Origin of the sequence: Streptomyces sp. NPDC048590, assembly GCF_043199535.1 — a bacterium.
Lineage (GTDB): Bacteria > Actinomycetota > Actinomycetes > Streptomycetales > Streptomycetaceae > Streptomyces.
In genome coordinates, this window is the sequence record NZ_JBICWC010000016.1 from 63,378 (window position 1) to 80,292 (window position 16,915).

Sequence of the window (16,915 nt, forward strand, 5' to 3'; positions counted from 1 at the left end):
GTCGCAGCGGCGCCATCGGTGAAATCACCGGTGTACGAGGGGAGGACCGGTGAAGGTCCTCCCCTCCCGTCCTCAGTCCTTGTAGTCGGGGGCGATCCGCTCGACGAGGCGCAGCAGTGCCGCCCACGCCAGGTCGTAGGCGATGTCGTCCTGGAAGTCGGCCGTGGCCTCGCCCGCGAGCTGCTGGGCGGTGTACTCGCAGACCTGCTCCGGCGGCAGGACCAGCGGAGTGCCGGCGGCCTGGGCAGTGACCTGGATCTCGCAGGCCTTCTCCAGGTAGTACATCCGCAGGAAGGCCTGGGCGGCGCTCTCCCCGACCGTCAGTAGGCCGTGGTTGCGCAGGACGAGCGCGGGGTGGCCGCCGAGGTCGGCGACCAGTCGCTCCTGCTCGTCGAGGTTGAGGGCGACTCCCTCGTAGTCGTGGTAGCCGAGGCGGTTGTGGAACTCCATGGACATCTGGTTGAGCGGGAGGAGTCCGCCCTGCTGCGCGGCGACGGCGCAGCCCGCCTTCGTGTGGGTGTGCAGGACGCAGTGGGCGTCGGTGCGGGCCTTGTGGATCGCGCTGTGGATCACGAAGCCGGCCGGGTTGACGGGGTGGGGGGTCGGCTCGACCGGATTTCCGTCGAGGTCGATCTTCACCAGGTTGGAGGCGGTGATCTCCTCGAACATCAGCCCGTACGGGTTGATGAGGAAGTGGTTCTCGGGGCCGGGGAGGCGCTGCGAGATGTGGGTGAAGATCAGGTCCGTCATCCGGTAGTGCGCGACGAGGCGGTAGACGGCGGCCAGTTCGCGCCGCAGACGAAGTTCCTCGGCCGCGCTGTCCGCGACGGTGGTGGCGGGGGTGGTGAGTGTCTCGGTCACGCGGGCGCTCCTTGCTGGACGGGGGCGGGCTGAGCGTGAGGAGTCCGCTCGGCCGGTACGACGACGGGGGTGTGCGGGCGTCCGGTGGTCCACCATGCGAGGACGTTCCGGGCGGGTTCGAGGATGTAGGCGCGCAGGGACGTGTCGGTCAGGAACGCGCTGTGCGGGGAGAGCTGGAGCCGGGGATGGGTGCGAAGCCGGTCGTCGGGGGCCGGGGGCTCGACCGGGAAGACGTCGAGTGCGGCGCCGGTGAGGTGGCCGCTGTCGAGGGCGGCGAGGAGCGCCTCCGGGGCGACGAGGTCACCGCGTGAGACGTTCACCAGCATGCTTCCGGGGCGCATCCGGGCGAAGAGTGCCGCGTCCGCCATGCCCCGGGTCTCCGGGGTGGACGGGGTGTGCAGCGACAGGACGTCGGCTCCGGCGACCAGGTCGTCCAGGCCGAGCCGTTCGACGCCCTCGGGCCAGTCGGTCCCGGAGGCGTGCGGGTCGTAGGCGGCGATCCGGCCGAAGACGGGGGCGGCGATGCGGGCCAGGGTGCGGGCGATGCGTCCGAAGCCGACCAGGCCCAGGGTGAGTTCGCTCGCCCGCCGGGGCACCTCGGTGAAGTCCTCGTTCCAGCCGCCGGAGCGGACCACGGCATCCGCCTGGGGCAGCCTGCGGACGAGGGAGAGCGCCGAGGCGAGGGCGTGCACGGCGACGTCCTCGGTGGCGGCGTGCGGCAGGTTGGTGACCCACAGCCCTCGCCGGGCGGCCTCGGCGGTGTCGACCATGTCGTGTCCGGCGGACATGGTGGCGATGATCCGCACCTGCGGCAGGCGGTCGAGGAGGGCGGCGTCGACCCGGGCGTAGCCGACGATCAGCGCGTCGGCGTCGTGGGCGGCCGCGGCGATGACCTCGGGGTCGCGGCTGTCGGCCACCCGGACCTCGAAGCCGGCGTCCGCCAGCAGCTGGACGCCGGGGCCGGGATCCAGCTCCTCCGTGTCGGTGATCACGGCGACGGGTCGCGACACAACAGCCTCCAGGGATGATTCGATCGTTCGCTCGCATGAAAAGTTACGTTTCCACTGTGCTCTTTGTCTAGATCGAACGAGATGATTGTCGCAAGGTGGCGGGGCGGACCTCGACTCCGCCGCCAGGGCGCGGAGTCGCCTGACCGACAATGAGCGGACGCCCGGCCATGCCCACGGTGGGCGGAACCGAAAGCGGAGGGGAACAGCACATGGAGCTCGACGAGACGGACCTGTCGATCGTGCGGGAGCTGCAGACGGACGGACGGCTCACCTACGAGACGCTGGCGCAGCGGGTGGGCCTGTCGCGTCCGGCGACCCGCATGCGCGTCCAGCGCCTCCAGGAGTCGGGCGCCGTCCGGGTCGTGGCCATCGTGCACCCCGCCGTACGCAGTCTCTCCGCGTCCGCACACCTGTCCATCGCGACCGAGGGCGGGGCCGGCGAGGTGGCGCGGGCGATCGCCGCACTCCCCCAGGCGCCGTTCGTGACGCTGACCAGCGGCCGGTGGGCGATCATGACCGAGCTGCGCACCGCGGGCTTCGGCGAGCTGGATCGGACGATCGAGCGCATCCGGGCGACGCCGGGCGTCAGCGCCGTGGACTCCCTGGTGGCGACCCGGCATGTCAAGGACCCGTACCTGCTGACGGAGGAACCCACCGTCGCCCTGCAGGACGAGGTCGACGAGCGGATCCTCGCCGCGCTGGAGGAGGACGGGCGGCTTCCCTTCGCCGAGCTGGCGCCGCGCGTGGGCCTGTCGGCCGGGGCGACCCGGTCACGCACCCTGCGCCTCCTCGACGGGGGCGTGGCCAAGGTGGTCGCGCTGGTCCGGCCCGACGTCCTGGGGATGGGCTTCCTGTGCGGGTTCAGCCTGCGGGTGACCGGCGAGGCGTCCGCCGTCGCGGCCGTGGTGGAGCGCTTCGAGCGGGTGACGTTCCTGTCGACCTGCCTGGGCAGGGCGGAGCTCGTCGGCACGATCACCGCGGAGTCGACGGGCGCGGTCCTGCACACCCTGGAGGGGCTTCGCGGCCTGCCCGCGGTCCGCGACGTGGAGAGCTGGTTCCACCTGGAGCTGATCAAGGAGCGGTACGACATCGGGGCACGTCCAGCCTGACGGCTCGGGGCCGCCCATCGGAGCCGAGTGCCGCACGACTGACGATCCGTAAGCAAGACGTCGATCCGACTTTACAAAAATTGACCACCTCCCCCTCTGGTCAATCAGTCGTTCGTTTCATATCGTTCAGCGAGCCGAAACGTCTGTCGGCACTCTTCTGCACATCCCCGGTCGAAAGCAGGCCCCCCATGCCCCGTCCCACCGAGACCCCCGAGCGCACCCTGCTCGTCACGGGTGCGGCCGTAGCCGTCGCCGGCACCTCAGACCGCGCCGAGGCCCTGGCCGTGCGCGGCGACCGCGTCGTGCACGTGGGCTCGGCCGAGGACGCCCGCGCGGCGCTCGGCCGGGTCGACGAGGAGCTCGTCCTGGACGGCGGGCTCGTCCACCCCGGTTTCGTCGACGCCCACTGCCACCCGGTCATGTACGGGCAGGCGCTGGCCTGGGTCGATCTGCGCCCCGAGCGCGTGCCGGACATCGAGACCCTGGTGGAGGTGCTGCGCGAGGCGGAGCGCGAGCTTCCGGCCGGCGTCCCGGTTCGCGGCTTCGGCTACGAGCACCGCCGACTGGCGGAGCAGCGTCACCCCACCTGCCACGACCTGGACCGGGTGTCCGGGGACCGTGAGGTCTACGTCATGAACGCCTCCGGACACGGTGGCGTCGTCAACTCCCACACGCTGCGCACCTGCGGCATCACCGCCTCCACCCCCTCCCCCGAGGGCGGCAGCATCGGCCACTTCGCCGACGGCGAGCACCAGGGCGAGCCCGACGGGCAGCTGTGGGACGCGGCCTGCGACCTGCTGACCGGACCGGCCGGGGTGAAGATCGGCAACCACGGGCCGAACTTCCACCTCTCCGAGCCGGAAGAGATCATGGCCGACCACCTGCTGCGCGCCCAGGAGGTCTTCCTGGCGGCAGGTGTCACCACCATCGGCGACGCCCAGGTCTCCCGGCGCGAGATGGCGACCTACCTCCGGGCCGCCGACGACGGCAGCCTCCGCATGCGCGTCTCGGCGTACCTCACCTCGGCCCTCCTCGACACCGCGCTGGAGCTCGGCGCCGTGCGCGGATTCGGCGACGACCGCTTCCGTATCCAGGGCGTGAAGTTCTACGCGGACGGCACCCTCGGCGGCTGGACCGCGTACTTCCCCGAGGGGTACGCCGCCGACTGCTGCCACCACGGCCAGCTCTACCACTCGGTCGAGGAGTACGCGGACATCGTCCGCCGCGCCCACGCGGCCGGGCTGCAGACCGCGACGCACGCCCAGTCGCCCTACGCCATCGGCATGGTGCTCGACGCCGTCGAGAAGGCACAGGCCGACCGGGAGCGCCCCGACATGCGCCACCGCATCGAGCACTGCGGCCTGCCGACCGACGAGCAGATCGACCGCATGGGCACGCTCGGCGTCGTCCCCGTCATGCAGCCGCAGCACCACCTGCGCACCGGTGACGGCACGCTGACCGCCGTCGGAGAGCTCGGCCACCGCTACAACCCGGCCGGCCGCTGCGCCGACGCGGACGTCCCGGTCGTCTTCTCCTCCGACGCCCCGGTGGCGCCGCCCGCGCCGCTGGAGGCGGTGGCCGCCGCGGCCACCCGCCGTACCGTGCTGGGCACCGTCCTCGGCGACGAGTCGCTCCGGCTTCCCGTCGAGGCGGGGCTGCACGCGCACACCGCCGCGGCCGCGCGGGCACTGCACCGCGAGGACTCGGTCGGGGCGCTCGCTCCGGGCATGCTGGCCGACTTCGTCGTCCTGGACGCCGACCCGCTCACGGTGTCCGCCGAGGAGCTCACCGGCATCCGTGTCCGCGAGACCTGGGTGGGCGGACAGCGCGCCTGGGCCGCCGCCGGCCGCTGATCCCCTCCCCGTATCAGTCGTAGTCGTTCCAGGGTGCCCGCCGGATCGCCGGGCGGGCACCCCACCGTCCCCTTCCCTCATCCCTGCCGGAGGTCCCAGTGACGGACCGCACCACCCCGAGCAAGTCCCCGAGTCCGTACAGGTCGGCCTTCGCCGCCCTGGCCGGCACGTCCATCGAGTGGTACGACTTCTACGCGTTCGCCACGGCGGCCGCGCTCGTCTTCGACGATGTCTTCTTCCCCGCCGACATGCCGACGGCCCTCAAGACGATCGCCTCGTTCGCGACGTTCGCCGTCGGGTTCCTGCTCCGTCCGCTCGGCGGGATCGTCTTCGGTCACATCGGTGACCGGGTGGGCCGCAAGAAGACCCTGGTCATCACGCTGCTGATGATGGGGATCGCGTCCTTCGCCATCGGTCTGCTGCCGACGTACGGACAGGTCGGGGCGCTCGCGCCGATCCTGCTGATCACCCTGCGCCTGGTCCAGGGCATCGCGATCGGCGGCGAGTGGGGCGGGGCCGTACTGATCGCGGTCGAGAACGCGCCGAAGGGCCGTGCCACCTTCTTCGGCTCCTTCGCGCAGCTCGGCTCCTCGGTCGGCGCCCTGCTCTCCACCGGTGCCTTCAGCCTGATGAACCTGTTCGGCAGCGACGCCTTCCACGACTGGGGCTGGCGGGTGCCGTTCCTGGCGTCGTCGGTGCTCGTGATCATCGGGCTGATCGTCCGCACCAAGCTGGAGGACTCCCCGGTGATGGAGGACATCCACGCCGAGCAGTCGGAGAAGCCGGGTGCGAGCAGGCTGCCCGTCACCGAGGTGCTGCAGAAGGACTGGAAGACGGTCCTGGTGGGCGTGTTCGCCCTGGCCACGGCCACCGGCGGCTACTACGTCGTGACGAGTTATCTGCTGTCCTACGGCACCGACGAACTGCACCTGTCGGAGTCGATGCTCCTCAACGGCCTCTCCCTGGCGGCCTTCCTGGAGCTCGTCGTCACCCCGTTCCTCTCGCTGTGGGGTGACAGGATCGGGGCGCACCGGGTGGTCGTCGCCGGGCTCGCCGGTGTCGTGCTGCTCTCGCTGCCGCAGTTCATGGTGATGGGAACCGCGAGCGTCTTCCTGATCTATCTGACGATGCTGGCGATGCGTCTGGTGATGTCGGCGCTGTACGGGCCGATGGCGGCGATCCTCGCGGACGGCTTCGCCCCGCACGTGCGCTACACCGGCATCTCGCTCTCCTACCAGATCTGCAACATGGTCTTCGCCGGTTTCGCCCCGGTCACGGCGGTGTGGCTGTCGTCCCTGGCGGGCGGTGCGTACTGGCCGCCGGCGGTGGCGCTGATGGCCGTCTCCGTCATCGGCATCTGGTGCACCCTGCGGCTGCGGACCTACCACCGGCTGCGGGTTGCGGGCGAGACTTCGCCGGAACCCCGCGTCACGGCGCCCGTCGGCGCCTGAGAACCCGGTCGGCCCGGGCCGGAACCGCGTACTGCGGTTCCCGCCCGGGCCTCCGTCATGTCAGCGCACCTCGTACGCGCGGACCAGGGTCTGACTCACCTCAGCCCCCTGGGTGTCGGCGAGGGTGACGCGCAGGTGCACGAAGGAGCCCTTCGGGACGTCGGCGGGGAGCTGGGCCCTCCAGCTGCCGTGGACCCGTGTCGCGTCCGCGGTGTTCCAGCCCGTCACGGCGGCGACGGTGCTCTCGGTCCCGTAGGCGTACTCGACGGTCACCCGCTTCAGGTCGGCGGGGCTGTCCTGGCCGTCGACGGCGGCGGCGATCCCGATCGTGGTCGTCTCCCCCGCCGGGCGGGAGTTGCGCAGGTCGCTGGGTATGTCGAGGACCGGGACGAGCAGGCGCTGGGCCCCCTGGTCGGACGCGGCCGAGGTGAAGTTCCACTCGGTGGCGTAGGCCAGGCCAGTGCGGTCGGCCGCCGAGACCGGGCGTTGCCAGGTCTGTCGGACGGTGAGCTCCGACTTCTCCTCGGGCAGCGTGAACATACCGGCCGTGGTGGCCTGCGGCTCACCGTTCACCAGGAGCTGGCGGGTGCCGTAGTCGCCGCGGCTGAGGGTCGAGTCGTGCCCGCCCGCGTCGCCGAAGGACGGCATCACGTAGGACAGCCGGTTGCTGTCGCGGGTCATCAGCGAGCGGGCGTAGGTGTTGCGCACCGGCCCGTACGGGGTCTTGTACCAGAGTGAGGGTGCGCTGCCCTTCGCGACCGTGTGCGGGCCGTCGTAGGCGGTGCCCTCGTACACCCCGAGGTTGCGGCGCATGAGCGTCGTCCAGGTCAGCCCCTCGGAGCCGGCCGGGGTGAAGAACTCGGTGCGGGCCTGCGGTGCGTGCAGCGGGAGCGTCGTACCACCTGCCCAGATCGCCGGCATGCCGGGCAGACCCACCTGGACGTCGGACCAGTAGGTGGTGTCGGCGTCGTTCTGGACGTGGTAGCGGGCGTCCCGTCGGGCGAGGGCGGAGTCCCGCACCTTCTGGACGCCGGGACGGATCGACCCCTTGGTGGTGTACGCCAGGTTGTAGAGGTACGGGCTCTTCGCCGTCGCCGTGCCCGACCAGCGCACCGTGGCGGTGCCCTTCTCGGCCTCCGCCTTGAGCGCCAGCGAGTCGGCCCAGGTGATGGTGGCCTGCGGGACGCCCTCGGGTCCGGTCAGCTGGAACCTGCCCTCGCTGTCCGGGACCGCGCCCAGGACCCCTGCGGCTCCGGCCCTCGCAGCGGCCTGTGCCCAGCTGTACGGGTTGCCGCCTCCGGTGCCGGCGTCGACCAGGGCCACCTTGCCCGTCAGGTCGTGGGCGGCGAAGGCCGCGTCCGTGCCCTGTCCGATGGGCACGACCTGGGCGGAGCCCTTCCCGTCGAACTCGGTCGCCTTCTGTACCGGCAGGGAGTCGAGGACCCGGCCGCCGGACGTGGTCAGCTCGGCGAGCGGGGCGGTCTGCCGGGCGGAGGCGAGGAAGGTGAGACGGTCGTCGTGGGTGACGCGCTGCGCGTAGACGCCCTTCGCGTAGGAGGGCACCGCGGTGACGTAGCCGGCCAGCAGTCTCCTGGAGTCGTCCAGGCCGAAGGTGATGCCGACGGCGAATCCGGCGGGCTTGCTGGGCCGTTCGGTGTCCCAGGAGATCTGCTGGGCGTCGCGGGCGTCGAGCGTCACGGTGGTGTCCCCGGACACGGTCATCTTCTCGTCGTACAGCTGCGAGACGGATGCGACGCTGCCCACGTCTCCCGCCGCGTCACGGGTCATGATCAGCCCGCTGAGCGCGTAGGTGCCGAGGGGGACCCGGACGGTGGTGCTGCCGGGCTCCGGGTAGCCGATGGTGTACCGCTTGGCGGTGTCGCGGTGGTCGTCGAACAGCTGGAACGTCGACGGTGTGGCCGCGGGGTCACCGTGCCGGTCCAGGCCCTTGACCGTGAGGTCGGCGGAGGGGACCTCCATGTGGACGCCGAAGGGGACGGTGACGCGGACGCCGTGGGCGCCGATGCCCACGAGGCGGCCGGTGACGGTGCCGTAGTCGCCGTCGTCCAGGCGGGCCGACGGGTCGATCCTGACCGGGACGTCCGCGGTGCCGTTCGCGGGGACGGTCACGACACGCTTCGCAGGGGAGGCGAAGCGGGAAAGCCGGGAGCCGTCGTCGCCGCGCACGTCCTGCACGGTGAGCGCCAGGGTGACGGGCCTGTCGGTGACGTTCGTCAGGGTGACGGGCTTGTCGACCGGGTCCAGGGCGGACTGCGGGTAGGCGAAGTCGCCCAGCAGCGGCGCCGGCTGTGCCGTCACCGGCTGGGTGGCCGCGCGGGCGACGTCGAGCGGACCGGCGCCCTGTTCCAGCACCGGCGCGGAGGTGCCCTCGGCGGAAGCGGTCAGCAGGGCCTTGAGCTGGACCGGGGTGAAGTCCGGGTGCTGCTGGGCGAGCAGCGCGGCCGCGCCCGCCACGTGCGGGGTGGCCATCGAGGTACCGGACATGGACTGGTACGCCAGGTCGCCCCGGCCACCGGCGCGTGCGGCGACCACGTCGACGCCCTGCGAGGCGATGTCGGGTTTGGCGCTCAGGCCGTCGGCGGACGGGCCGCGGCTGGAGAACGACGCGGTGCGGTCCTTCCGGTCGACGGCTCCGACCGTGAGGGCGCTCGGCGCGCAGCCGGGGGTGGAGACGGTGCCGCGCAGCGAGGCGTTGCCGGCGGCTATGACGAACAGTGCCTTGTCGCTGAGCCGTTGCACCGCCTCGACGTCCGGGCCGGTGCAACTGGTGGCCCCGTCCGCGCCGAGGGACATGGAGACGACCCGGGCGCCCTGGTCGACGGCCCACTCCATGCCGTTGACGATGCCGCTGAGGGTGCCCGATCCGTCGTCGCCGAGGACCTTGCCGACGAGCAGGTCCGCCTTGGGCGCCATGCCCGCGTACCGGCCGCCCGAGGCGGCCCCGGTGCCGGCGATCGTCGAGGCGGTGTGGGTGCCGTGGCCGGTACGGTCGTCGGCGTCCTGGCCGTTGACGAAGACCTTGGTGGCGGCGATCCGTCCGGCGAGGTCGGGGTGGGCGGCGTCGGCGCCGGTGTCGAGGACGGCCACCTTCACGCCGGCGCCGTCGAGTCCCTCGCGGTGCGCGGTGCCCGCCCCGGTGAGCGGGACGGTGGGGGTGCCGAGGGCGGGTGCGGCCGTGCCGCGCACCTTGGCGTCGAGCCAGATCCGGTCCACGGCTCCGGCCGCTGCCTTGGCCTTGCCGGTGCTCGGCGCCAGCTCCTCCCAGGCGTCGGCGGCGGACTTCTTGTCGACGGTCAGCCCGGCCCCGCCGATGGAGTCGAGCCCCGCGGTGGTCCTGGTGCCCGGGACGGCGCTGCGGGGGGTGCGCCCGCCCTGGTAGGAGACGATGACGGGGACGGCGCCCGCGTGTGCGTCGTCGTACCCGTCGGCCACCAGCTTGCCTATGTCGAACAGTGCGGCGTCGAGCTTGCCCGCGTCGACCAGTTCCTCGGTGCCCTGAGGGAAGACGTAGGTGTGCGTCCCGTCCTTCCAGACGGCGGCGGGGTGGTCGGTGCCCTCGACGGGGCGGGGCGCCGCCGACAGGACTTCGCCGCTCGCGTCCACGCGTGCGTCGACCACGTCGCCGGTGATCAGGGTGACGGTGACGGGCCGACCGGTGTCCGCGCGCCCGGCGGGCGCCGGGGCGACGCCTTCCGCGGGTCCGTCGGCGATCGCCGGGTGGGCGCCGACGCCGAGCAGGGCGGCCGCCGCGAGGCCGGCGGCGGTTTGCCGCCAGGGTCTGGTGCGTCTCACAGGTGTGCTCCAGGGGAATGGTTGGTTTCCGCTGGGCAGCAGACTCGCCAATTCGGCGGTGGAAAAGGGGGGATGAAGGTGGCGAGAGAGTGCCATGGCGTGATTCCGTCACGCCGTCCGGGATCACCCGCTGTCCACCGCGGCGGGCAGCGGGTGATGGCGCGATGGGAGGCGTGCGACGACACTGGGAGGCATGTCGTCCGATCTTGGAATACCGTCCCGGCCACCCGCCGGGCCCGTCACCCCCGCGCCGAACCACCCTTCCGGCTCCGGTCTCCGATCACACTTCACCGACCTGCAGGAGGACCTGCGCAGAGCGGACGCCTCGCTGACGAGGCTCCTTGACCGCTGGGGGGCCGGTCCCGACGAGGGCTCGGAGCGGCTGGTCATCGTCCGCACCAGCCGTGAGGACCAGGCGGTCCGGCTCAACGAGCTGGAGTACGGGGCCCGCTCCTCGCTGCTCGTCTTCCAGTCCGGGGCGAACACGGTGGCACCGGTGCCGACGACCCTCCTCGACGAGGAGGAACCGCCCGCGCGGGAGGAGGGGGAGGCACAGGGTCCTCAGGATCCCAGGGCGCGGGAATCGGAGCAGCCCCCGTCGGCGGACGGTCCGCGCCCGGGGACCCTCCGATACGGCGGCAACCGCCAGGCCGCCTACCGGGTCGTCGTGGACCGGGCTTTCCTCTCCGAACCGGCGGCGCTGCGCGCGCTGGACGAGCGGCTGGCCGCCGGTCACGAGGTCCGTGTCGTGGACCAGCCCCTGATCAAGCTGGTCGTGGCCGACGGGGAGACCGCACTGGTCCAGCTGGAGCCCGGCCGTTCGCTGGAACTCCGGCGCCCGCTGGCGCTGCTGGCCGTCGAGCTCTTCGAGTCGGTGTGGCGCAGATCGCGGCCGTATCTCCGCGAGGACGGCGATCTGAGCCCGATGGACCGCCGGATCCTGCAGCTGATGCTGTCCGGGCTGACGGACGCGGCGACGGCCAACCAGCTCGGCACGTCGCCGCGTACGGTGCAGCGGCGGGTGCGCGCGCTGATGGATCTGACCGCGGTCACCTCACGGGTGCAGCTCGGCTGGTACGCGATGCGCAACAACTGGGTCTGAGGGCCGCGCACCGGTGGGCGGCGGGGTCCGTCCCCCTCGTTCCGGACCCCGCCGGCTCTCACATGAGGCTCAGGTAGTCCTCCAGCGTCCGGCCGTGCAGCTTCTTCACCGGGTCGGTGACGCGGTCCGACATGGTGTTGTGCGCCAGGTAGTTGGTGACGACCCAGTTCAGGTCCCGGGCGTCGACCGTGCCGTCGTGGTCGATGTCGGCGGCCCGGTCGGCGCTGCCGCGTGCCTCGTAGACAGTCGCCGCGTCGCGGACGTCGATGACGTCGTCGCCGTTGACGTCACCGGCGACGAGCGCCGCCTGCGTCCCTGCGACGGTGCCCCCCGCGCCGCCGAAGTCGTCGGCTGCCATGACGACGTCCTCGTGCCAGGTGAAGTGGCCGGGGACGGCAATCTCCAGGCGGTAGGGCTTCGTGGTGGGGGTGAGCCCCGAGACCGACACGCGCCCGGTCTTGTCGACCTTCGGGGTGTACCGGGTGCCGTCGGGCGCGGTCAGGGTGACGTCGAAGCCGTCGAGGGTGTGGTCCCGTGCGTTGTCGAAGCCGTAGTCCTTCGTCAGCAGTGCCTCTGCCGCGGGGCGTGCGTTGAATGAGGACTCCGCGTTGAGCATCCGGACGGAGCCGTAGAACTGGGAGTTCAGCGGCACCTTGGTGCCCTGCGCGTCGAGGGCGTACGCCGAACCGGCGTTCAGGCCGGCGGCCGCCGTCCAGACGTCACCGGTCACTTCGTACGTCACCTTCAGCAGCGGCATCTCGTCGTCGCTCAGCCCCTCCGCACCCGGCAGGTCGAAGGAGAGGGAGGCGTAGGACAGCGCCCCTCCCGGGGTGTCGGTCCGGCTGATCGCCGACGGATCGTGGGCCGCCAGCTCCGCGGTGGGTTCGACTCCGACGATCCTGATGTTCCGCTCGTCGTAACGGATCTTGGTGGAGAAGGACTTCCAGTGGTGGAGGTCGTGCGCCGTCAGCGTGTAGGTGACACGGTCTCCGGCGCGGGCGGCGGAGGTGTCCGCGTCGCTCGTCAGATACGGCATGCCCTCCTTGATCAGGTTGATCACGCGTACGTCCCCGACGTTGCCGGCGGCGTCCGTCGGCCAGAGCTTGATGTAGGTGGTGGGCGCGCCCGAGGAGAGCGGCAGGGAGCCGGTCACCCGACCCTCGGTGTCCGCGTTGCTGTGGCCGGTCGGGGCGTTGGGGCTGTAGGTGGAGTAGTAGAGCGCGTTGTCGTCCTGGCCGATGTCGAGTCCGGACCGGCGGATGTCGTCGGCCTGGGCATCGAGCAGGGTTCCGGACACGGTGAACGACGTCGCGTCGGCCGGCCGTTGGACGACCACCGGGTGGGACGGGTCCCACCCGCCGTAGGCGTCGTCGTAGCTCGGCGCCTGGGAGTCGACGTAGACGTCACGCATCTCGGTGTCGGTACCGCCCTGCGCGTCGGTTCCCACGATGCGCAGTTGGTAGCGGCCGTCCTCGATCCAGCGGCCCCTGGGGTCGACGGGGGTGGCGGCGCGGCCGGTGAAGGGGAAGTACCAGGCGCCGACGGAGGCGGGGCCGTAGTCGACGCCCTCGGTGAGACCGACGGTGTTGAAGCCGCCGAGGTAGCCGAGGTCCTTGCCGCGGGCGTCGGCGAGGAACACGTCGACGCTGCGCAGCTGGCCGGCCATGGTGAGGTTGAAGGTCGCCGCTCCGCCGCCGACCGCGCCGTCGGGCGAGTTCTGTCCGGTCGACAGGACGGACTTGGTCATCTCGATCTTCTCGAAGCCCGACTTCGCGACGCGCATGCCGAAGGGGACGCGCAGCGTGGTGTGTCCCCTGCCGGCGACGGGTGTCAGGGTCAGGTGGCCCTCGTAGTAGCCGGCGGGGGCGGAGGAGGGCACGTTCAGCAGGGCCCGTACCTTCGCGGAGCCGTGCCTGCCGACGGTGACCAGCGGGCCGGTGGCCAGGCTGATGTGCGCGGCCTTCGCGTCGGCGGAGGTTCCGGCGCCGCGGGTGAAGGTGGTCGTGACGCGGTAGGTGCCGCGCTCGGTGCCGTGGTTGGCCAGGCGCAGGGTGTGGACGTCGGTGGTCCTGCGGCCCAGCGGGAGCACCCCGAGGTCGAGTGCGCCGGTCCGCCGGGTGAGCTCGCCAGGGGTGCCGTCGACGGCGACGTACGGCGTGGAGGCGGCCACGTCGATCGTGGCCGCGGCGTGCACGGCGGCGTACGGGTCGACCGAGCCCGCCCCGGTGTCGAAGACGCTGGTGTCGCCGGGCAGCGTGGCGGCGGTGTTCATCAGGGCGGTCTTGATGTCGTCGGGGGCGAGGTCCGGGTCGTGCTGGAGCATCAGCGCGGCGGTGCCGGCGACGTAGGGCGAGGCCATGGAGGTGCCGCTGAGCCGGGCGTACGCGTAGGTGTGGTCGCCTCCCTCCGGGTCGACGACGTCTGCCGGCACGGAGGACAGGACGCTGACGCCGGGGGCCGACACCTCGGGCTTGATGGCAGCGGTGCCGTAGACGGGGCCGCGGGAGCTGAACGAGGCGAGGGAGCCGTTGCCCAGGGTGAACGTTCCGGCCGGGGTGAGGGACAGCCGGGCGGCCGGATCGGCGGCGAGGGCCGCGCCGTCCGCGGCTGTCAGTGAGAACGCCGGCACATAGGACTGGCTCTCACCTATGTAGGACGGTATGTGCCCTTCCTCGGCGTTGTCGTTGACGAGGAGTACGGCCACCGCGCCCTTGGTCGCGGCACGCTTCACCTTCTCGTCGAGGCTGATGCCGCCCCGCTTGACGACGACGGCCGTGCCGGTGACGTCCTTGCCGTTGTATCCGGCTGCCGTTCCGGTGCCGGCGTCGACGACGGGCCAGGTGCCGTCGGCCAGTTCGTCCAGACTGTCGTCGAACTTGCGGGCAAGCAGCCTTCCTTCGGCCTTCGCCTCACCGACACCGAGGCTGTACGCGGGGAGGGTGTCCGGCTCGTCGTGGGCGCCCACGGTGAGGGGCAGGGCGGCCGCGCCGGGGCTTCCCAGTGTCTGAGGGCCGGGGCCGCTGTTGCCGGCGGCGATGACCGTGGTGACTCCGGCGAGTACAAGGTTGTCGGCGGCGAGGGACTGGGGGCTGAGCGGATCGTTGATCGTGGCCCCGAGCGACATGTTGACGACGTCCATGCCGTCGTCGGCCGCCCGGTCCATCGCGGCGAGGATGTCGCTGGTACGGCCGGTGCCGTACGGGCCGAGGACCCGGTATGCGTACACCGAGGCGCCGGGGGCGACGCCGTGCGCCGCGCGTTCCTTCGAGGCCGCGCCCCGGCCGGCGACGATCCCGGCGACGTGCGTTCCGTGCTCGGTGTAGTACGTCGAGCCCCGGTTGGTCTCGGCCTGGCCCGACGCCTTCCAGTCCGCGTACGTCGTCTCCATGGGGTCGGAGTCGTCGTCGACGAAGTCGTAGCCGCCCTTGTAGGCGGCCTTGAGGTCCGGGTGGTCGTAGTCGATGCCGGTGTCGATGATGCCGACCTTGACGCCCTTGCCGATGATGCCCTCGGCATGGAGGCGTGCGGGGCCGTCGCCTCCGTCGTCGCCGCCGGCGGTGGGGGTGGACGTGGGGCTCTTGCTCTCCGGGTCGGCTAGGGCCTTGACGGTGCTGTCGGGCCAGACGGCGGCGACCTCGTCGTGTTCCAGCAGGTCGGCGACCCGGTTGCCGGGCACACGCAGACCGACCCCGTCGAAGCTACGGGTGAAGGTGCGGCCGGGGCGGGGCGCCGCGGCCGTACGGCCGCTCTTCGCCTTGTCCCGGGGGAACATGTCCTCCAGCGCGCCGCGGAAGGTGTCCTGGGCCTTCTCCACGGCGGCGTGGGCCTCCGTGTCGCTGAGGCTGCGCCCCTCGGCGGCCGCCAGCAGCTTCGCCGTCCTGGCCGGCGGAGTGCGCAACTGCACGATGACGTCGACGGGTTCGGAGCTGCGCAGCGCCGCCTTGTCGGTGAGGTGCAGGCCACCGACCTCCAGTCCGGCCATCCGGTGCAGGGCCTCGAGTTCCTGCTCGTCCAGGGACGACAGCAGCTTCTGTGCGCTGCCGGGGACGGAGGACGCGGAGGACGCGGCCACCGCCGCCGGTGCTCCGGCGGCCAGAGTGGCCAGCACGGCCACCGCCGCTGTCAGTACGAGGCGTTTACGCCTCGGGGCTCGCGTCGTCATTCGCTGGCTCCGCTCCGGTTGTCGAGGGCTGGCTGATCACCGCGTGCGGGAGCGGTGGGGCAGGATCGCACGATCATCGGCGATCGGGAGTGTGACGGGGAACCCTGATCGCGGACGGGATTGCGACGTGGCGCGAAGTCGCCAGTCCCGCGTCGGCACTGCGGTGCTGGAGCCTCACGTGGCGGTTTGTCGCCGTGTCACACACTCGCCAGCCGACATCAGTGCGCGAGCCGTCGCCCGCTCGGTACACCGTGACCACGGCCCTCCGGAAGTCACCGGAGCACGCCGTGTCACCGACGAGTTCACGGTCCTTGCCCGAGGGCTCACCACTCCGAAAGGCAGTTCATGTCCCGCTCCTCACCACCCCGCGGACGACGGCTCACCGCCGCCGTCCTCGCGGCCGGCCTCACCGGCTCGCTGCTGAGCCTGTCGGTCCTGCCCGCGCAGGCGGCCCCGGCGGCCGACGTCCCTCAGCCTCTGGGCGCGGCGGTCTCCGACTCCCCGAAGGAGGCCCTGGCCTCCACACGTGACAAGCTCGGTTCCCACGACCGGACGCTGCTGCAGAAGGCCGAGAGCGGCAAGAAGGCCACGGTCACCGTGATGCTCGCCACCGGTGGCGGCGACACGAAGACGCTGCGCAAGAAGATCGCCGAGGTCGGGGGCCACGTCGGGAAGGCGGACGACGAGCTCGGCTACGTCCGCGCGACCGTGCCCACCGGGAAGGTCGACTCGCTCAGCGGACTCTCCTCGGTACGTGCGGTCGACCTGAACGAGACGTACAAGATCCCCGACCCGTCTCCCGTCACCTCCCGGGACCGCAAGGCAAGCAAGGGCGGTACGGAGAAGACCGGACCCGCCGCACCCGGCAAGGACACCCCCGCCGACAACCCGTACCTCCCGGTCGCGGAGACCGGCGCCACCGGATTCACCGCCGAGCACCCCTCGTGGGACGGGCGGGGTGTCACGGTCGGCATCCTGGACACCGGTGTCGACGCGGCCCACCCGGCCCTGCGGACCACCACGGACGGCAAGCCGAAGATCCAGGACTGGGTGACGGCGACCGACCCGGTCACCGACGCCGACCCGACCTGGCTGGAGCTGCGGACCTCGGTCACGGCCGCCGGCGGCACCTTCCGGTACGGCGGTGCCGACTACAAGGCACCTGACGGCACGTACAAGTTCGCGCTCTTCGACGAGAGCACGACCTGGGGCGGGGAACTCGGGGGTGACGTCAACAGGGACGGTGACACGAAGGACAAGTTCCCCGTCCTCTACCGCTCCTCCGACCACCGCATCTGGGTCGACGCCGACCTGGACCGCACGTTCGGCGAAAGCGACGTCGTCGAGCCGTACGCGAAGAGCGGCAAGTGGGGGACGTTCGGCACCGACGACCCGGGGACGGCGGTCGCCGAGTCGATGCCGTTCACCGTGGAGTACCGGGACGACGTGGACCTCTCGCCGCGCGGTGGGAGCAGTGTCGGGAAGACCGCCGACTTCGTGAACATCGGTATCGTCGCGGGCGCGCACGCCACCCACGTCGCCGGTATCACCGCG

8 protein-coding genes and 1 pseudogene are annotated in these 16,915 nt (G+C 71.8%); 5 read left to right on the forward strand and 4 right to left on the reverse strand.

Annotated elements, in window-relative coordinates; genetic code table 11:
- Positions 1 to 72: 72 nt before the first annotated feature.
- Together ACGFNN_RS33150 and ACGFNN_RS33155 are read right to left on the reverse strand one after the other, a co-directional pair.
- Positions 73 to 861: a class II aldolase/adducin family protein gene (locus ACGFNN_RS33150; RefSeq protein WP_393561556.1), complete on the reverse strand. Its 789-nt coding sequence runs from the start codon at positions 859 to 861 to the stop codon at positions 73 to 75.
- Positions 858 to 1,871 (reverse strand): C-terminal binding protein, encoded by a 1,014-nt coding sequence (locus tag ACGFNN_RS33155; RefSeq protein ID WP_393561558.1) that lies wholly within the window; start codon positions 1,869 to 1,871, stop codon positions 858 to 860. Before ACGFNN_RS33155 ends, ACGFNN_RS33150 begins: the two co-directional genes overlap by 4 nt.
- A gap of 209 nt (positions 1,872 to 2,080) precedes the next feature.
- Here ACGFNN_RS33155 and ACGFNN_RS33160 point away from each other — a divergent pair, with 209 nt between their 5' ends.
- From ACGFNN_RS33160 to ACGFNN_RS33170, 3 genes are all read left to right on the forward strand, one after another.
- Complete coding sequence (locus ACGFNN_RS33160) at positions 2,081 to 2,980, forward strand: Lrp/AsnC family transcriptional regulator (protein WP_393561560.1); 900 nt, start codon at positions 2,081 to 2,083, stop codon at positions 2,978 to 2,980.
- Positions 2,981 to 3,168: 188 nt separating this feature from the next.
- Positions 3,169 to 4,833 carry an amidohydrolase gene (locus tag ACGFNN_RS33165; protein ID WP_393561562.1) on the forward strand — a complete coding sequence of 555 codons (1,665 nt, stop codon included), beginning with the start codon at positions 3,169 to 3,171 and terminating at the stop codon, positions 4,831 to 4,833.
- 98 nt (positions 4,834 to 4,931) lie between these two features.
- Positions 4,932 to 6,284, forward strand: a complete 1,353-nt coding sequence (locus ACGFNN_RS33170; RefSeq protein WP_393561564.1) for an MFS transporter — start codon at positions 4,932 to 4,934, stop codon at positions 6,282 to 6,284.
- Positions 6,285 to 6,344: 60 nt separating this feature from the next.
- Here the strand turns inward: ACGFNN_RS33170 and ACGFNN_RS33175 are convergent, their stop codons facing one another.
- Complete coding sequence (locus ACGFNN_RS33175; protein ID WP_393561566.1) at positions 6,345 to 10,097, reverse strand: S8 family serine peptidase; 3,753 nt, start codon at positions 10,095 to 10,097, stop codon at positions 6,345 to 6,347.
- 193 nt (positions 10,098 to 10,290) lie between these two features.
- Here ACGFNN_RS33175 and ACGFNN_RS33180 point away from each other — a divergent pair, with 193 nt between their 5' ends.
- A complete protein-coding gene (locus ACGFNN_RS33180) occupies positions 10,291 to 11,199 on the forward strand; it encodes a helix-turn-helix transcriptional regulator (RefSeq protein WP_393561568.1) in 909 nt (302 codons plus the stop codon).
- Between the two features lie 58 nt (positions 11,200 to 11,257).
- Here the strand turns inward: ACGFNN_RS33180 and ACGFNN_RS33185 are convergent, their stop codons facing one another.
- Positions 11,258 to 15,361 (reverse strand): S8 family serine peptidase, encoded by a 4,104-nt coding sequence (locus tag ACGFNN_RS33185; protein ID WP_393561570.1) that lies wholly within the window; start codon positions 15,359 to 15,361, stop codon positions 11,258 to 11,260.
- Between the two features lie 345 nt (positions 15,362 to 15,706).
- Here ACGFNN_RS33185 and ACGFNN_RS33190 point away from each other — a divergent pair.
- Positions 15,707 to 16,915: pseudogene (locus ACGFNN_RS33190) on the forward strand (serine protease); the annotation flags it as partial.